Origin of the sequence: Mycobacterium parmense (assembly GCF_010730575.1) — a bacterium.
In the GTDB taxonomy this organism is placed as follows: domain Bacteria; phylum Actinomycetota; class Actinomycetes; order Mycobacteriales; family Mycobacteriaceae; genus Mycobacterium; species Mycobacterium parmense.
Genome location: NZ_AP022614.1, coordinates 1997745 through 2012955, shown reverse-complemented (window position 1 = coordinate 2012955; position 15211 = coordinate 1997745). Strand labels below are relative to the sequence as shown.

12 protein-coding genes are annotated in these 15211 nt (G+C 69.8%); 6 read left to right on the top strand and 6 right to left on the bottom strand.

Annotated features, from left to right (window positions below):
- Window positions 1-75 precede the first annotated feature (75 nt).
- The gene (gene dnaE / locus G6N48_RS08925) at window positions 76-3609 is read left to right on the top strand and encodes a DNA polymerase III subunit alpha (RefSeq protein ID WP_085269562.1); all 3534 of its coding nucleotides are present in this window, start codon (window positions 76-78) and stop codon (window positions 3607-3609) included.
- A 102-nt stretch (window positions 3610-3711) separates the two neighbouring features.
- On the top strand, window positions 3712-4176 hold the full coding sequence (locus tag G6N48_RS08920) for a VOC family protein (protein WP_085269561.1): 465 nt from the start codon (window positions 3712-3714) through the stop codon (window positions 4174-4176).
- A 4-nt stretch (window positions 4177-4180) separates the two neighbouring features.
- Here G6N48_RS08920 and G6N48_RS08915 read toward each other — a convergent pair whose 3' ends face one another.
- Both G6N48_RS08915 and G6N48_RS08910 read right to left on the bottom strand, forming a co-directional pair.
- The gene (locus G6N48_RS08915) at window positions 4181-5419 is read right to left on the bottom strand and encodes a metal-dependent hydrolase family protein (RefSeq protein WP_085269560.1); all 1239 of its coding nucleotides are present in this window, start codon (window positions 5417-5419) and stop codon (window positions 4181-4183) included.
- Window positions 5420-5446: 27 nt separating this feature from the next.
- Window positions 5447-5629, bottom strand: a complete 183-nt coding sequence (locus G6N48_RS08910) for a hypothetical protein (RefSeq protein ID WP_085269559.1) — start codon at window positions 5627-5629, stop codon at window positions 5447-5449.
- Between the two features lie 128 nt (window positions 5630-5757).
- Here G6N48_RS08910 and G6N48_RS08905 point away from each other — a divergent pair, with 128 nt between their 5' ends.
- Window positions 5758-6558: a GAP family protein gene (locus G6N48_RS08905; protein ID WP_161494214.1), complete on the top strand. Its 801-nt coding sequence runs from the start codon at window positions 5758-5760 to the stop codon at window positions 6556-6558.
- 8 nt (window positions 6559-6566) lie between these two features.
- Here G6N48_RS08905 and G6N48_RS08900 read toward each other — a convergent pair whose 3' ends face one another.
- Window positions 6567-8012: an FAD-dependent oxidoreductase gene (locus G6N48_RS08900; protein WP_085269557.1), complete on the bottom strand. Its 1446-nt coding sequence runs from the start codon at window positions 8010-8012 to the stop codon at window positions 6567-6569.
- A gap of 116 nt (window positions 8013-8128) precedes the next feature.
- On the opposite strand from G6N48_RS08900, the gene G6N48_RS08895 reads away from it, so the two are divergent.
- Genes G6N48_RS08895 through ilvA form a run of 3 tightly spaced genes read left to right on the top strand, consistent with a single transcriptional unit; the run spans window position 8129 to window position 10488 of the window.
- Window positions 8129-8686, top strand: a complete 558-nt coding sequence (locus G6N48_RS08895) for a TetR/AcrR family transcriptional regulator (protein ID WP_085269556.1) — start codon at window positions 8129-8131, stop codon at window positions 8684-8686.
- A gap of 45 nt (window positions 8687-8731) precedes the next feature.
- Window positions 8732-9169: a nitroreductase family deazaflavin-dependent oxidoreductase gene (locus G6N48_RS08890; protein ID WP_085269555.1), complete on the top strand. Its 438-nt coding sequence runs from the start codon at window positions 8732-8734 to the stop codon at window positions 9167-9169.
- 32 nt (window positions 9170-9201) lie between these two features.
- Window positions 9202-10488, top strand: coding sequence for a threonine ammonia-lyase (gene ilvA / locus G6N48_RS08885; protein WP_085269554.1), 1287 nt, complete (start codon window positions 9202-9204; stop codon window positions 10486-10488).
- On the opposite strand, the gene G6N48_RS08880 is transcribed toward ilvA, so the two are convergent.
- From G6N48_RS08880 to treY, 3 genes are read right to left on the bottom strand one after another with little or no spacing between them, the layout of a single operon-like run.
- Complete coding sequence (locus tag G6N48_RS08880; protein WP_085269553.1) at window positions 10470-11150, bottom strand: pyridoxamine 5'-phosphate oxidase family protein; 681 nt, start codon at window positions 11148-11150, stop codon at window positions 10470-10472. The two genes, ilvA and G6N48_RS08880, sit on opposite strands and share 19 nt — an antisense overlap.
- A 41-nt stretch (window positions 11151-11191) precedes the next feature.
- On the bottom strand, window positions 11192-12916 hold the full coding sequence (treZ, locus tag G6N48_RS08875) for a malto-oligosyltrehalose trehalohydrolase (protein ID WP_085269552.1): 1725 nt from the start codon (window positions 12914-12916) through the stop codon (window positions 11192-11194).
- The gene (gene treY, locus G6N48_RS08870; RefSeq protein WP_085269551.1) at window positions 12909-15209 is read right to left on the bottom strand and encodes a malto-oligosyltrehalose synthase; all 2301 of its coding nucleotides are present in this window, start codon (window positions 15207-15209) and stop codon (window positions 12909-12911) included. Before treY ends, treZ begins: the two co-directional genes overlap by 8 nt.
- Window positions 15210-15211 lie beyond the last annotated feature (2 nt).

The window sequence follows — 15211 nt, the reverse complement described above, 5'->3', positions numbered from 1 at the left end:
CCGCCGGCGGAGCGCAAGACACACTTCGCGACACGCCCGCAACGCGTCGGTGCTGAGTCATACACTGGCGTCCCTATGAACCAATCCTCCTTCGTGCACCTGCACAACCACACCGAGTACTCGATGCTGGACGGTGCCGCGAAGATCACGCCGATGCTGGCCGAGGTGGAACGCCTGGGCATGCCGGCGGTCGGCATGACCGACCACGGAAACATGTTCGGCGCGAGCGAGTTCTACAACGCCGCCGCGAAGGCCGGAATCAAGCCGATCATCGGTGTCGAGGCCTACATCGCCCCCGCTTCACGCTTCGACACCCGACGGATCCTGTGGGGCGACCCCGGCCAGAAGTCCGACGACGTCTCGGGCAGCGGCTCCTACACGCACCTGACGATGGTGGCCGAGAACGCCACCGGCCTGCGCAACCTGTTCAAGCTGTCCTCGCTGGCGTCCTTCGAGGGCCAGCTCGGCAAGTGGTCGCGGATGGACGCCGAGCTGATCGCCGAGAACTCCACCGGCATCATCGCCACGACGGGGTGCCCGTCGGGAGAGGTGCAAACCCGGCTGCGGCTGGGCCAGGAGCGCGAGGCGCTGGAATCGGCCGCGAAGTGGCGCGAGATCTTCGGCGCCCACAACTACTTCCTGGAGTTGATGGACCACGGGCTGTCCATCGAGCAGCGGGTCCGCGAGGGCCTGCTGGAAATCGGCCGCAAGCTCGGCATCCCGCCACTGGCCACCAACGACTGCCACTACGTCACCCGCGACGCCGCGCACAACCACGAGGCGCTGCTGTGCGTGCAGACCGGCAAGACGCTGTCGGACCCGAACCGCTTCAAGTTCGACGGCGACGGCTACTACCTGAAGTCGGCCGCCGAGATGCGCCAGATCTGGGACGGCGAGGTGGCCGGCGCGTGCGACTCCACGCTGCTGATCGCCGAGCGGGTGCAGTCCTACGCCGACGTGTGGGAACCGCGCGACCGGATGCCGATCTTCCCGGTGCCCGAGGGCCACGATCAGGCGTCCTGGCTGCATCACGAGGTACTGGCGGGACTGCGGCGCCGGTTCCCGTCGGGCGTCGGCCAGGACTACATCGACCGGGCCGAGTACGAGATCAAGGTCATCTGCGACAAGGGTTTCCCGTCCTACTTCCTGATCGTCGCGGACCTGATCAACTACGCGCGCTCGGTCGACATCCGGGTGGGACCGGGCCGCGGCTCGGCGGCGGGTTCGCTGGTGGCCTACGCGCTGGGCATCACCAACATCGACCCCATCCCGCACGGCCTGCTGTTCGAGCGGTTCCTCAACCCCGAACGCCCGTCGGCCCCCGATATCGACATCGACTTCGACGACCGCAGGCGCGGCGAGATGGTGCGCTACGCCGCCGACAAGTGGGGCTCCGACCGGGTGGCTCAGGTGATCACCTTCGGCACCATCAAAACCAAGGCCGCGCTGAAGGACTCGGCGCGCATCCACTACGGCCAGCCCGGCTTCGCCATCGCCGACCGGATCACCAAGGCCTTGCCGCCGCCAATCATGGCCAAGGACATCCCGCTGTCGGGCATCACCGATCCGAACCACGAGCGCTACAAGGAGGCCGCCGAGGTCCGCGGCCTGATCGAGACCGATCCCGACGTGCGCACCATCTACCAGACCGCGCGCGGGCTGGAGGGCCTGATCCGCAACGCCGGCGTGCACGCCTGCGCGGTGATCATGAGCAGCGAGCCGCTCACCGAGGCCATCCCGCTGTGGAAGCGTCCGCAGGACGGCGCCATCATCACCGGCTGGGACTACCCGTCGTGTGAGGCCATCGGCCTGCTGAAGATGGACTTCCTGGGCCTGCGCAACCTGACGATCATCGGCGACGCGCTGGAGAACATCAAGGCCAACCGGGGGATCGACCTCGACCTCGAGTCGGTGCCGCTGGATGACAAGCCCACCTACGAGCTGCTGGGCCGCGGCGACACGCTCGGGGTGTTCCAGCTCGACGGCGGCCCGATGCGCGACCTGCTGCGCCGGATGCAGCCCACCGAGTTCAACGACATCGTCGCCGTGCTGGCCCTCTACCGCCCCGGGCCGATGGGCATGAATGCCCACAACGACTACGCCGACCGCAAGAACAACCGGCAGGCCATCAAGCCGATCCACCCGGAGCTCGAGGAGCCGCTACGCGAGATCCTGTCCGAGACATACGGATTGATCGTCTACCAAGAGCAGATCATGTTCATCGCCCAGAAGGTCGCCTCCTACACGATGGGCAAGGCCGATGCGCTGCGCAAGGCGATGGGCAAGAAGAAGCTCGAGGTGCTGGAAGCCGAGTACAAGGGCTTCTACGAGGGCATGACCGCCAACGGCTTCTCCGAAAAAGCCGTGAAAGCGTTGTGGGACACCATCCTTCCGTTCGCCGGGTACGCGTTCAACAAATCGCACGCCGCCGGGTACGGGCTGGTGTCGTACTGGACCGCGTACCTGAAGGCCAACTACCCGGCCGAGTACATGGCCGGCCTGCTGACGTCGGTGGGTGACGACAAGGACAAGGCCGCGGTGTATCTGGCCGACTGCCGCAAGCTCGGCATCACCGTGCTGCCGCCCGACGTCAACGAGTCCCTGGTGAACTTCGCCTCGGTGGGCCAGGACATCCGCTTCGGGCTGGGTGCGGTGCGCAACGTCGGTGCCAACGTGGTGAGTTCCCTGATCCAAACCCGAAGCGGCAAGGGCAAATTCACCGATTTCTCGGACTACCTGAACAAGATCGACATCTCGGCCTGCAACAAGAAGGTCACCGAGTCGCTGATCAAGGCCGGCGCGTTCGATTCCCTCGGCCATGCCCGCAAGGGCCTGTTCCTCGTGCACACCGACGCCGTCGACTCGGTGCTGGGCACCAAGAAGGCCGAGGCGATGGGGCAGTTCGACCTGTTCGGCGGCGATGACGGTTGCACCGAAGCGGTGTTCACCATCAAGGTTCCCGACGACGAGTGGGAGGACAAGCACAAGCTGGCCCTCGAGCGCGAGATGCTGGGCCTCTACGTGTCGGGGCACCCGCTCAACGGCGTCGCGCACCTGCTGGCCGCCCAGGTGGACACCCAGATCCCGGCCATCCTGGACGGCGACGTGGCCAACGAGACCCAGGTGCGGGTGGGTGGCATCCTCGCCTCGGTGAACCGGCGGGTGAACAAGAACGGAATGCCCTGGGCGTCGGCGCAATTGGAGGACCTCACCGGTGGTATCGAGGTGATGTTCTTCCCGCACGCCTACTCGACCTATGGCGCCGACATCGCCGACGATGCGGTGGTGCTGGTCAACGCGAAGGTCGCGATCCGCGACGACCGTATCTCGCTCATCGCCAACGAGCTTGTGGTGCCGGACTTTTCGAGCGCTCAGGTGAACCGGCCACTGGCGGTCAGCCTACCCACCCGGCAGTGCACGATCGACAAGGTGAGCGCTCTCAAGCAGGTGCTGGCCCGGCATCCGGGGACCTCGCAGGTGCATCTGCGGCTCATCAGCGGCGACCGGATCACCACGCTCGAGCTGGACGCCTCGCTGCGCGTCACGCCATCGCCGGCGCTGATGGGCGACCTGAAGGAGCTGCTCGGGCCGGGCTGCCTGGGCGGCTGACCGGCCGGTTGGCCGCGAGGGCGCGCAAATGTAGCGTGTTCACGGCGTGTCGGCGTACAGACACGCCCTCTCGCGGGGTTTCGTGAGCGCAAAGGAGCATCCATGAGCCTGCCCGTGCAGAATTTCTCCCACGTGTGTGTCGGCGTCTCCGACATGGCGGCGTCCGTCGCGTTCTACCGGGCGGTGCTGGGCATGGACGTCGTCTTCGACGTCGAACTCGAAGGGGCGGCGCTGGATTCGGTAACCGGTGGGGCCGCGCGGCAGGGCCGCATGGTGGGCGGGTTGATCGGCGGCGCCATGGTCGAGTTGCTGTCGCTGGGGGCGTTGCCGAAAACCCCGGGCGGCCCGCACCTGGGCTACACGAACGTGTCGTTCCGGGTCGACGACCTCGACGCCGCCTACGAGAGAGTGCGACGCGAGCACCCCGAGGTTCGGGCCGAGCCGCCCGTCGACATCGGCGGCGTCCGGATGTTCTTCATTCACGACCCCGACGGCACGCCCATCGAGCTGCTGGAGTTGCCCGCCGGGATCACCAGCACGCTGCAGCTCTGGCGCCCCGGCGGCTGACTGGTCAGGCGGCCGGGCTTTTGTAGATCACGCCCTCTTTCATCACGAAGTCGACGAGGCCGGTGACGTCGATGTCGGCGAAGGGATCACCCGGCATGGCCACCAGGTCGGCGATCTTGCCCTCGGCGATCGCCCCGAGGTCGTCCAGCCGGAGCAGTTCGGCGGCGACGCTGGTGGCCGCCCGCAGCGCACGCAGCGGCGTGATGCCGGTGGACACCATCGTCGGGAACTCGCGCCAATTCTCGTGGTGCGGAAACATTCCCGCGTCGGTGCCAAATGCGACCCGCACGTTGCTCGCCGCCAGCCGCTCGGCGGCGTTCAACAACGCCGGCCGGTATCGCCGCACCTTGCGGCGGGTGTACTCCGGCAGCGCGTCCCAGTAGCTGTCGTCGTCACTGCGCCGGGCGCCGGACAGCACCGCGTACTGGGTGGGGACCAGGAACACCCCATGGTCCTCCATCATCCGCAGCGTGTCCGCCGACGCCAGGTTTCCGTGTTCGACGCTGCGCACCCCGGCGCGCACCGCGCGCCGGATGCCCTCGTCGCCGTAACTGTGCGGAGTGACCGGGATGTCGAGGTCGGCGGCAGTCGCCACCAGCACATCCATTTCCCGCTGACTGTAGGTGGCGTGGGCCGGCTCGTCGGAGGGAGTGGCGAAGCCGCCGGTGGCGGCGAACTTGATCCAGTCGGCGCCGGCGCGGACCTCCTGGCGCACCCGCGTGCGGATCTCGTCCTCACCGTCCGCCGCCGCCAACTCCAGCGCGCGGCGCCGGCCCTGATACTGGCCGGCGACCATTGCGCTGAAATCGCCGTGGCCGCCGCGCGCGGAGATCATGTGCGGCGCCACCAGCATCCGCGGGCCCTCGATGACGCCGGCCGCGACCGCGTTGCGCAGGTCGATCGTCGGGTAGTCGACGTCGGCGCAGGCGAGGTCGCGCACCGTGGTGAACCCGTTCATCAGGATGGCCCGCAGGACCGGCAGCGCGTTCAGGGCGTTGCTGACGCTGGAGTGCGAGGCGGCGCCCGGGCCGAACGGCGGCGCCAACGTGACGTGGGTGTGGCAGTCCATGAACCCCGGCGTCAGGGTGTGGCCCGGCAGGTCGACCACCTTCGCACCGGCCGGCGGCTCGATGGTGTCGCCCACCCGCTGGATGCGGCCGTCGACGACCAGCACCTGTCGCCGCTGCGCGCGTTCGGAGATCCCGTCCCACACGTCGGCACCGGTGATGAGCGTCGCGGTCATGGTCGTCCACCCTTTCCAGCGGGTTGGTCAGAACCGGTGACGCAGAATCCGCGCTTCGCGGGCGCCGGCCTTCAACTTCCCGGAAATCCCGGTCGCAAACCGCGACCAGCCCGACGACGGCGCCACCTCGGGCACGGGCGCCGGGGCGGCTTTGCTGGATCGCCCCTGGCGCAGCGGCGACAGCGCGTCGACTCTTTGCCCGGGACCCATAACCGGAACTTACTCGGATGCGCACTGATAAGTCTCGCGGCCCTGACCCCGCGGGGCCCGCCACCGGCCCGAGGACCTGCGCTGCGAACCGATTCAGCCTCGAGCGCTCTCCGGTAGCGTTTCCGGCCATGTGGGGCTCGGTGCTGGTGCTGGCGCTGCTCACCGCGCCCGACGCGGTGCGGCTCGGCGTCACGCTGCTGCTGATCTCGCGGCCGCGGCCGGTGCAGAACCTGATCGCCTACTGGGCGGGGGCCATGGTGGTGAGCGTTTCTGTCCTGGTCGGCCTGCTGACGCTGTTGCAGTTCACGCCCCTGGCCTCGACTCTGGCGCCCGACTTACTGGCCCCGGGTGCGAAGGCGGACGCCGCCGTCGGGCGCGTCCAGGTCGTCATGGGCGTGCTGCTGCTCCTGGTTGCCACCGCGATCGTGGTCAGTCTCGTTGCGCGCCAACGGGCTTCGGTGCCGGCGCGGGGCGGCGGCGCGTCGACATCGGTGCCGGGCTCGAGCACTCCGGCCGCGATCTCGTGGCTGGCGGGCCGCGGCCGGGACACCGAGACGGGGCGCCGATCGGTCATCCGGCGGCTGTCCGGCCGGGCGCATGACGCCTGGGAGAGCGGATCGACCTGGGTGGCCGCGGTTCTCGGCGCCTTCGCGGTCACCCCACCGCTTCAGCTGCTAGTCGTCATCACCCCGATAGTGGCCTCGGGCGCCTCCTTCGGCACCGAGGTGTGCGCCGCCGTCGCGTTCGTCCTCGGGTCGCTCGCCATCGTCGAGATTGTCCTGGTGAGCTACCTTGTCGCACCGTCGAGGACCCAGGAGCTGTTACGGCTCCTGCACGACTGGCTGCGGCCCCGCCGCCGGCAGGTCCTCGCGGCGCTTCTCGTGCTGGCCGGCGCCTCGTTGCTGGCCAGCGGCATCACCAGCGTCTGACCCGGCGGCTAACGAACGGCGGGAACCGGATCGCGGGCGGTGACCCACTCCGGGACGTCGGCCGTCGCTCCGGCCCACGCGATGTACCCGTCGGGGCGCACGAGCACGGCCGGGCCGGCGTCGGCCCGCTCGGCCTGCAACAGCCCGGGTGCGGTGGGCGGCTGGGCGCCGCGCTCGCGCACGAGCACGAAACCGGGTGTGCGCTGCAGCTCGGTCAACCGCCCCTGCGCGAGCGGGATCTGGGTGGCGCGGGTGCCGACCAGCCCACGTCGGCCGTAGCGCAGCGTCGTGCCCGCGAAACTGCCGGCTACCCTGTCGCGTACCGCGGGAATGCGAAGCAGATTGGGAGCCAACAGATTTCGCAGGAACAGGGCTGGACGCGGGTGCAGCGTCGCGCCGCGCGCGACGAGTCCGGATTGCAACAGCACGCGTTCGCCGATCGGATGGCGCTCATCCTGGTAGGTGTCCAGCAGGCCGTCGTCGGCGCCGCGGAGCACCGCGTCGAGCTTCCAGCCCAGGTTGGCCGCGTCCTGGATGCCGGTGTTCATGCCCTGGCCGCCCATGGGGGAGTGCACGTGCGCGGCGTCCCCGGCCAGGAACACCCGGCCGTGCCGGTACTGCGCGACCTGCCGCTCGTCGCAGTGGAAGCGTGACTTCCAGCCGATGTCGACGACGCCGAGATCGGCGTGCATGGCGCGGGCGAGCGTGTCGACGATCTCGGGGTCGTCGACGGGCTCGGTGTCGGGCACCTGATGAGCCCTGTCCCACACCATGGCCCGATACCACGAGCCGTCCGCGTCGTGGCGTTCGTAGGGTGCCAGGAATCCGAGCACCTCGCGCGTGGTGCCCACCGTCAAGCCGCCGCGGGGCCCGTGGGCCAGCTTGACGTCGGCCAGCACCATCGACGTCAGCACCGTCTTGCCGGGAAAGTCGGCGCCCACCAGGCTCCGGACCGTGCTGTGCGCGCCGTCGGCGCCGACGACGTAGGAGGCCCGCCAGGTCTGCCGGTGTGCCGGGTCGTCGTCGTCCCGGGGCCGGGCGGTGACCGTCACGCCGGTGTCGTCCTGGTCGAGTGCGATCACCTCGACCCCGCGGCGGATGCCGGCGCCCTGGTCCAGCGCGTAGCGGCACAGCGCGGCGTCGACATTGGTCTGCGGAGTGACCAGCACGAACGGGTAGGCGGAGTCCAGCTGGGTCAGGTCGAGGTAGGCGCCCGCGAACAGCCGTATGCCGGGCGCGCGGTGCCCCCGCGCCAGCAGGTCGTCGGCCAGCCCACGGGCGTCCAGCACCTCCAGGGTGCGCGCCATGGTGGCGAACGCACGGCTCGACGGGTTCTCGTGCGGCCGGCGTTCCAGCACTGTGACCGATCGGCCGGCGCGGGCGAGGTCGCCCGCGGCGGTGAGGCCGGTGGGGCCCGCTCCGATCACCAGGACGTCGGCGTCGTACTGGCGCATGGGTTCGCTCCCTCCGGGTCGGGGGCGGCTATCGTGTCCGTGATTTCAACAACCGTTGAAACAGACGCTAGGCGCGCGGCCTGGTGGTGTCAACAGTTGTTGAATAGAGTTTCGGCATGGCCCCGAAATCCCGCGACGGCAGGGTCACCAGCAAGACGATTCTCAATGTCGCGCGCGCCCAGTTCGCCGCGCATGGCTTCGAGCGGACCACCATCCGCTCGATCGCGTCGGAAGCCGGCGTGGATCCCGCGCTCGTCATGCACTACTTCGGCAGCAAGGCAGAACTCTTCGCCGCGGTGTCCCGGCTCGAGATTGACTTCCCCGACCTCTCCGGCGTCGCCCCCGACCGCATCGCCGACGTGCTGGTGCCGCTGTTCATCGGCGTGTGGGACCCGCACGGATCCTTCCTGCCGCTGCTGCGGGCCGCCGCGAGCAACCGGACCGCGGCCGACACGCTGCTGGGAGTGTTCGTCGAGCAGGTGGCCCCCGCGCTGGCCGCTGTGACCCCCGACCGCGCCGCCGAGCGCGCCGCCATGGTGGGCTCTCAGGTGCTGGGCGTCGCGATGGCCCGCCACGTCGTCGGGGTGCCGGCGCTGGCCGCGATGGACGACGCGACGCTGATCGGGTGGTTGCGGCCGGTGCTGGCGCGCTACCTGACGGGACCCGCGCCCTGACGATCGGTCGGCCGGTCAGTTGGCCGATGCGCATAGAGTTCGGGTATGCCGCTTTCTGGAGAATACGCACCGAGCCCCTGGGATTGGTCCCGCGAACAAGCCGACAAATTCGCCGAATCCGGCGGAACCGAGGCCGCCGAACTGCGAGGCATGCCCATCATCCTGCTGACCACGATCGGGGCCAAGACCGGCAAGTTGCGCAAGACCCCGCTGATGCGCGTGGAGCACGACGGCGAGTACGCCATCGTCGCGTCGCTCGGCGGCGCTCCCAAGCACCCCGTCTGGTATTACAACGTCAAGGCGAATCCGCGGGTCGAGCTGCAGGACGGACCCGTCACCCGCGATTACGACGCGCGCGAGGTGTTCGGTGACGAGAAGGCCACCTGGTGGGAGCGGGCCGTCGCGGCCTACCCGGACTACGCCGACTACCAGAAGAAGACCGACCGCCAGATCCCGGTGTTCGTGCTGACCCCGGTTAGCTAATTGCCTGCTGGTGCGCATGGCACCATTGATCGGTGTCCGCCGAACCGAGCAGCAACCCGCACGCCCCGTCCTCGCCGCTGTCCGCGGCGGACATCGACGCGGCGGCCGAGCGGATCGCGCCGGTGGTCACGCCCACCCCGTTGCAGTTCAGCGACCGGTTGTCGCAGATCACCGGCGCGCAGGTGTACCTCAAGCGCGAGGACCTGCAGGTGGTGCGGTCCTACAAGCTGCGCGGTGCCTACAACCTGCTGGTTCAGCTCTCCGACGAGGAGCTGTCGGCGGGCGTGGTGTGCTCCTCGGCGGGCAACCACGCGCAGGGTTTCGCCTTCGCGTGCCGGGCGCTGGGGGTGCGGGGCCGCGTCTACGTGCCCGCCAAGACGCCCAAGCAGAAGCGTGACCGGATCCGCTACCACGGCGGCGAGTTCATCGATCTGATCGTCGGGGGAACGACGTACGACCTGGCCGCCGAGGCCGCGCTGGCCGACGTCGAACGCACCGGCGCCACGCTGGTGCCGCCGTACGACGACCTGCGCACCATGGCGGGCCAGGGCACCATCGCCGTCGAACTGCTCGCCCAGCTCGACGGCGAACCCGACCTGGTGGTGGTGCCCGTGGGCGGTGGCGGGTGCATCGCGGGGATCACGACGTACCTGGCCGCGCGGACGACGAACACGTCGGTGCTCGGCATCGAGCCGGCCGGGGCCGCGGCGATGATGGCGGCGCTGGCCGCCGGCGAGCCGGTGACGCTGGACCACGTCGACCAGTTCGTCGACGGCGCCGCGGTGCGACAGGCGGGCGCGCTGCCCTACGCCGCGCTGGCCGCCGCCGGTGACATGGTGTCGATCACCGCGGTCGACGAGGGGGCGGTCTGCACCGCGATGCTCGACCTCTACCAGAACGAGGGCATCGTCGCCGAGCCGGCGGGCGCGCTGTCGGTCGCGGGCCTGCTCGAAGCCGACATCGCACCCGGATCCGTAGTGGTGTGCCTCATCTCGGGCGGCAACAACGACGTGTCCCGATACGGCGAGGTGCTCGAACGCTCGCTGGTTCACCTGGGCCTCAAACACTATTTTCTGGTGGACTTCCCCCAGGAGCCGGGCGCGCTGCGCCGCTTCCTGTTCGACGTTCTCGGGCCCAACGACGACATCACCTTGTTCGAGTACGTCAAACGCAACAACCGCGAGACCGGCGAGGCGCTGGTGGGCATCGAGCTGGGATCGTCAGCAGATCTCGACGGGCTGCTGGCCCGCATCCGCGCGACCGAGATCCACGTCGAGATCCTGGAGCCCGGTTCGGCGGCCTACCGGTATCTGCTGTAGGGCGCGCGGGTTCTGCCCAGGTAGTCGGGCAGCGGGATGCCGGGGTCGAGATCCGCTGCGGCCCTGGGCTCTCCGGCCGCCAGGCTCAGGGGTACGACGCCGGCCCAGTGCGGCAGGGACTGGTCTTCGGGGTCGTCGACGGGGCCGCCGGTGCGAACCTTGGCCGAGACCTCGGCGAGGTCGACGGCCAGCACGCCGGTCGCCGCGAGTTCGCGCGCGTCGGGGGCTCGGCAGTCGGCGGACCGGCCCGGTGCGACGTGATCGAGCAGGCGGTTCAGTGCGCGCGACCGCTCGGCCGGGTCGCCGACCACGCGCGCGGCGCCGCGCACCACCACCGAGCGAAAATTCATCGAATGGTGCAGCGCGGCGCGGGCGAGCACCAGCCCGTCGAGCAGGGTGACGGTGACGCAGACGGGCAGTCCGGCCGGCGCCGCCCCGGCCGCCTGCACCGGTCCGCTGCCCGACGACCCGTGCAGGTAGAGCGTCTCGCCGAGGCGTGCGTGCGTCGTGGGCAACACCACCGGCTCCCCGGCGCTCAGGTAGCCCAGATGGCAGATCAGTGCCTCGTCGAGGATGGCGTGCACGGTGTCGCGGTCGTAGCGGGCGCGCTCCCGGTGGCGAGTCGGCGTCGTGCGCGGCGTGGGATGGTATGCGGCGTCCATCGGCAATGCGTATCACCGCCGCGCCGTCCCGCGCTATCGAATTATCCGCGGCGCAGGATGGCGAATGAGTGGCCCCCGAGCAGCGTGCTGTCGCCGTCGGCGGTCGGCTCGCCCCAGCCGAGCACCACGTCGCCGCTGACGGGCACCTTCACCGGCTCGGCGCCGAGGTTGCATACGATACGCAGCCGGCCGCGCTGCATCACGAGCCAGCGCTCGTCCTCGTCGTAGTCGACCGTCAGGTTCCCCAGCCAGGGGTCGGCCAGGTCGGCGTCGTTGTGGCGCAGGGCGATCAGGTCGCGGTACAGCCGGTGCAGGCGGGCGTGCTCGCCGGTGTCGATCTCGTCCCAGTCCAGCTTGGAGCGCCGGAACGTCTCCGGGTCCTGCGGGTCGGGGATGTCGTCGGCGTCCCAGCCGTGCTCGGCGAACTCGGCTTTACGGCCCTTGCGCGTCGCCTCGGCCAGCTCGGGTTCGGGGTGTGAGCTGAAGAACTGGAACGGTGTCGACGCGCCGTACTCCTCACCCATGAAAAGCATTGCGGTGTAGGGCGATCCGAGCACCAGGGCGGCCTTCACGGCCAGCTGCCCGCCCGTCAGGTTCTGCGACGGGCGGTCACCCAGGGCGCGGTTTCCGACCTGGTCGTGGGTGCAGGTGTAGGCGACCAGTCGGGTGGCCGGGATGGAACTCGCGTCCAGCGGGCGCCCGTGCCGGCGGTGCCGGAAGGACGAATACGTCGCCGCGTGAAAGTAACCGTGCCGCAACGTCTGCGCCAGGGTGGCCAGCGAGCCGAAGTCCCCGTAGTAACCCTGGCGTTCCCCGGACACCGCGGTGTGGATGGCGTGGTGGATGTCGTCGGCCCACTGCCCGGTGAGCCCGTAGCCACCCCGATCGCGGACAGTGATCAGCCGCGGGTCGTTGAGGTCACTTTCGGCGATCAGCGACAGCGGCCTGCCCAGTTGCTGCGACAGCCAGTCGGTTTCGGTCGCCATCTCTTCGAGGATGTGGATGGCGGTGGTGTCCACCAGCGCGTGCACGGCATCCAGGCGCAGGCCGTCGGCGTGGAAGTCGCGCATCCAGCGCAGCGCACAGCCGATGATGTAGCGGCGCACCTCGTCGGAGTCGGCGTCGGCGATGTTGATGCCCTCGCCCCACGGGTTGCTCGCCGAGGACAGGTAGGGCCCGAACTTCGGCAGGTAGTTGCCGGACGGCCCGAGGTGATTGAACACCGCGTCGATCAGGACGCCCAAACCCTTTGCGTGGCAGGCGTCGACGAACCGGACCAGGCCGTCGGGGCCGCCGTAGGGTTCGTGCACGCTGTACCACAGCACGCCGTCGTATCCCCAGCCGTGCGTGCCGGCGAAGGAGTTCACCGGCATCAGCTCGACGAAGTCGATGCCCAGATCCACCAGATAGTCCAGCTTCTCGATGGCCGCGTCGAAGGTGCCCTCGCCGGTGAACGTCCCCAGGTGCAGCTCGTAGATCACCGCGCCTTCGACGGCCCGGCCCGGCCAGTCGGTGTCGGTCCAGCGGGCGGCGGCGGGATCCCACAGCTGCGAGCGGGCGTGCACGCCGTCGGGCTGCCGCGGCGACCGCGGGTCGGGCAGCACGGTGGGGTCGTCGTCGAGCAGATACCCGTACCGGGCGTCGGGCGCCGCGTCGACCGATGCGTGCCACCACCCGTCATCCGAGCGGGTCATCGGGTGCACCTCGCCCTCGACATCGAGGCGCACCAGCTCCGGTTTGGGGGCCCACACGCGGAATTCAGTCATGATGGCGCTCCAGCAGTACGACGGGCAGCTCGGCGAACAACTGCGCCGCCGACGTCGGTCCGTCCGCGACGGCGCCGGTGAGCGTGTCGGTCCACGTGCCGTCCGGCAACGGCAAAACGGTATTGCCCCAACCGGTTTCGGCCAGACGTACGGTCCAGCGGGTCACCGCGACCACCACGTCGTCACCGCGCAGGAACGCCACCACGTGGTCAGCGGCGTCGCCGTCGGCGAGCAGAGGCCGGTAGCCTCCGTGCACGAAGGTGTCGGGGCGGGAGCGCCGCAACCGCAATGCCGTGGTGACCACCCGGATCTTGGGGTGTTCCAACGCCCCGAGAGCCGCCCGGCGCGCGGCGTAGTCGACGGGCCGGCGGTTGTCCGGGTCCACCAGGCTGTCGTCCCAGAGCTCGGTGCCCTGGTAGACGTCGGGTATGCCGGGGACGGTCAGCGCCAGCAGTTTCTGGCCCAGCGCGTCGCCGGCGGCGTGCGGGTTGAGCTTGGCGACGAGCTCGGTGAGCTGCCCGGCCACCGGGCCGTCGAGCACCCTGTCCAGCCAGCCGTGCACCGCGTCCTCGAATTCCGCATCCGGGTCGTTCCACGAGGTGTGCCAGGCCGCCTCCCGGATGGCCTTCTCGGTGTAGGCGTGCAGCCGCTCACGCAGCTCGCCCGTGACCTCGCCGTTCACCGGCCACACGCCGAAGATGTTCTGCCACAGGAACCGACCGGTAGCCGCATCGGGGGAGGGCGCGTCCTTCTCCCAGCGCGCGACGAACTCGGTCCACAGCAAGGGGACCTGTGACAGCACGCCGATGCGGGCCCGCACGTCCTCGCCCCGCTTGGTGTCGTGGGTGGTCAACGTCGTCATCGTCTGCGGCCACCGCAGGGCGCGGCCGGCGGCGCTGTGGTGGAATTCCGCCGCGCCGACACCGAACCGGTGCGGTTCGCCGCCGACCTCGTTGAGCGAGACCAGCCGCGCGTCGCGGTAGAAGTAGCAGTCCTCGACCGACTTGGCGGTCACCGCGCCGCACAGCTGCTGCAGCCGGGTGGCCGCTTCGCCGCCCCGGGCCAGCGCGGTGGCGAGCACCTGCAGGGCAGGCCCCAATTCGGGTGCGGCGGCCTGCGTTTCGGCCAGCGCGGTGGGCATGATCGCCGACAAGCCGGGATAGTCCGACCGGTAGACGTCGATGTGGGTGAGCAGCGCGGCCACGGCGTCGGGCAGCTGCGGGTGGTCCACCCCGGCCGCCGCGGCGACGCTGCGGCGCAGCCTGCGCAGCTCGCTCGCCAGCGTGCCGGTGGCCGCACGAACCTTGAGCTCGTCCAGCATCGCCGGCGTCGCGGCGTAGTCCATGCCGGCCGCCTCCACGAGAGCGGTCAGCGCCGGGGCGCCGCTCGGGTCGACGAAGAGGCCACCGACTTCGCGCAGCACGTCGTAACCGGTGGTGCCGCCGATCGGCAGGGTGGGCTCGAGCGCTTCGTCGACCGCCAGGATCTTCTCGATCACGATCCAGGCGTCGGGGCCGAGCAATCCGCGCAGCCACGCCAGATACCCGCACGGGTCGGACAATCCGTCGGGGTGGTCGATGCGCACGCCGTCGACCAGGCCCTCGGCGAACCAGCGGGCGACCTCGGCGTGGGTGGCGTCGAACACGGCGCGGTCTTCCTGGCGCAGGCCGGCCAGCGAGGTGATCGAGAAGAAGCGCCGGTACCCACATACGCCGTTGCGCCATCCAACCAGCCGGTAGTGCTGACGGTCGTGCACCTCCGGGCCGGTGCCCCCGTCCGTGCCGGGCGCGATGGGCAGCGCGAGACTCCCGAGTCGCAGCAACTCCCCGTCGACCTTGAGGTCGGCCACGTCGTCGTCGGAACCCAGGACGGGCAGCACGATCCGGCCGGACTCGTCGAGGTCCCAGTCGATGTCGAAGTATGTCGCATACTCCGATGATCGGCCGTGCCGCAACACGTCCCACCACCACGCGTTCTGTTCGGGCTGGTCGATCCCGACGTGGTTGGGCACGATGTCGACGATCAGGCCGAGGCCGCGTTCCCGGGCCGCTGCCGACAGTCGCGCCAGCCCGTCGCGGCCGCCGAGTTCGGGCGAGACCGTCGTGGGATCGGTGACGTCATAGCCGTGGTTGGACCCCGGGGTCGCGGTCATGATGGGGGAGAGGTACAGGTGTGACACCCCGAGGTTGTCGAGGTAGTCCACCAGATCCTCCGCGTCGGCGAAGGTGAACGCGAACCCGCTCGACTCGCCACGCAGCTGCAGCCGGTAGGTGGCCAGGATAGGTAAGGCCATGC

Coding starts and splice junctions, on each gene's coding strand:
- dnaE (WP_085269562.1), top strand. CDS start 76: ATGAACCAATCCTCCTTCGTGCACCTGCACAACCACACCGAGTACTCG.
- G6N48_RS08920 (WP_085269561.1), top strand. CDS start 3,712: ATGAGCCTGCCCGTGCAGAATTTCTCCCACGTGTGTGTCGGCGTCTCC.
- G6N48_RS08915 (WP_085269560.1), bottom strand. CDS start 5,419: ATGACCGCGACGCTCATCACCGGTGCCGACGTGTGGGACGGGATCTCC.
- G6N48_RS08910 (WP_085269559.1), bottom strand. CDS start 5,629: ATGGGTCCCGGGCAAAGAGTCGACGCGCTGTCGCCGCTGCGCCAGGGG.
- G6N48_RS08905 (WP_161494214.1), top strand. CDS start 5,758: ATGTGGGGCTCGGTGCTGGTGCTGGCGCTGCTCACCGCGCCCGACGCG.
- G6N48_RS08900 (WP_085269557.1), bottom strand. CDS start 8,012: ATGCGCCAGTACGACGCCGACGTCCTGGTGATCGGAGCGGGCCCCACC.
- G6N48_RS08895 (WP_085269556.1), top strand. CDS start 8,129: ATGGCCCCGAAATCCCGCGACGGCAGGGTCACCAGCAAGACGATTCTC.
- G6N48_RS08890 (WP_085269555.1), top strand. CDS start 8,732: ATGCCGCTTTCTGGAGAATACGCACCGAGCCCCTGGGATTGGTCCCGC.
- G6N48_RS08880 (WP_085269553.1), bottom strand. CDS start 11,150: ATGGACGCCGCATACCATCCCACGCCGCGCACGACGCCGACTCGCCAC.
- treZ (WP_085269552.1), bottom strand. CDS start 12,916: ATGACTGAATTCCGCGTGTGGGCCCCCAAACCGGAGCTGGTGCGCCTC.
- treY (WP_085269551.1), bottom strand. CDS start 15,209: ATGGCCTTACCTATCCTGGCCACCTACCGGCTGCAGCTGCGTGGCGAG.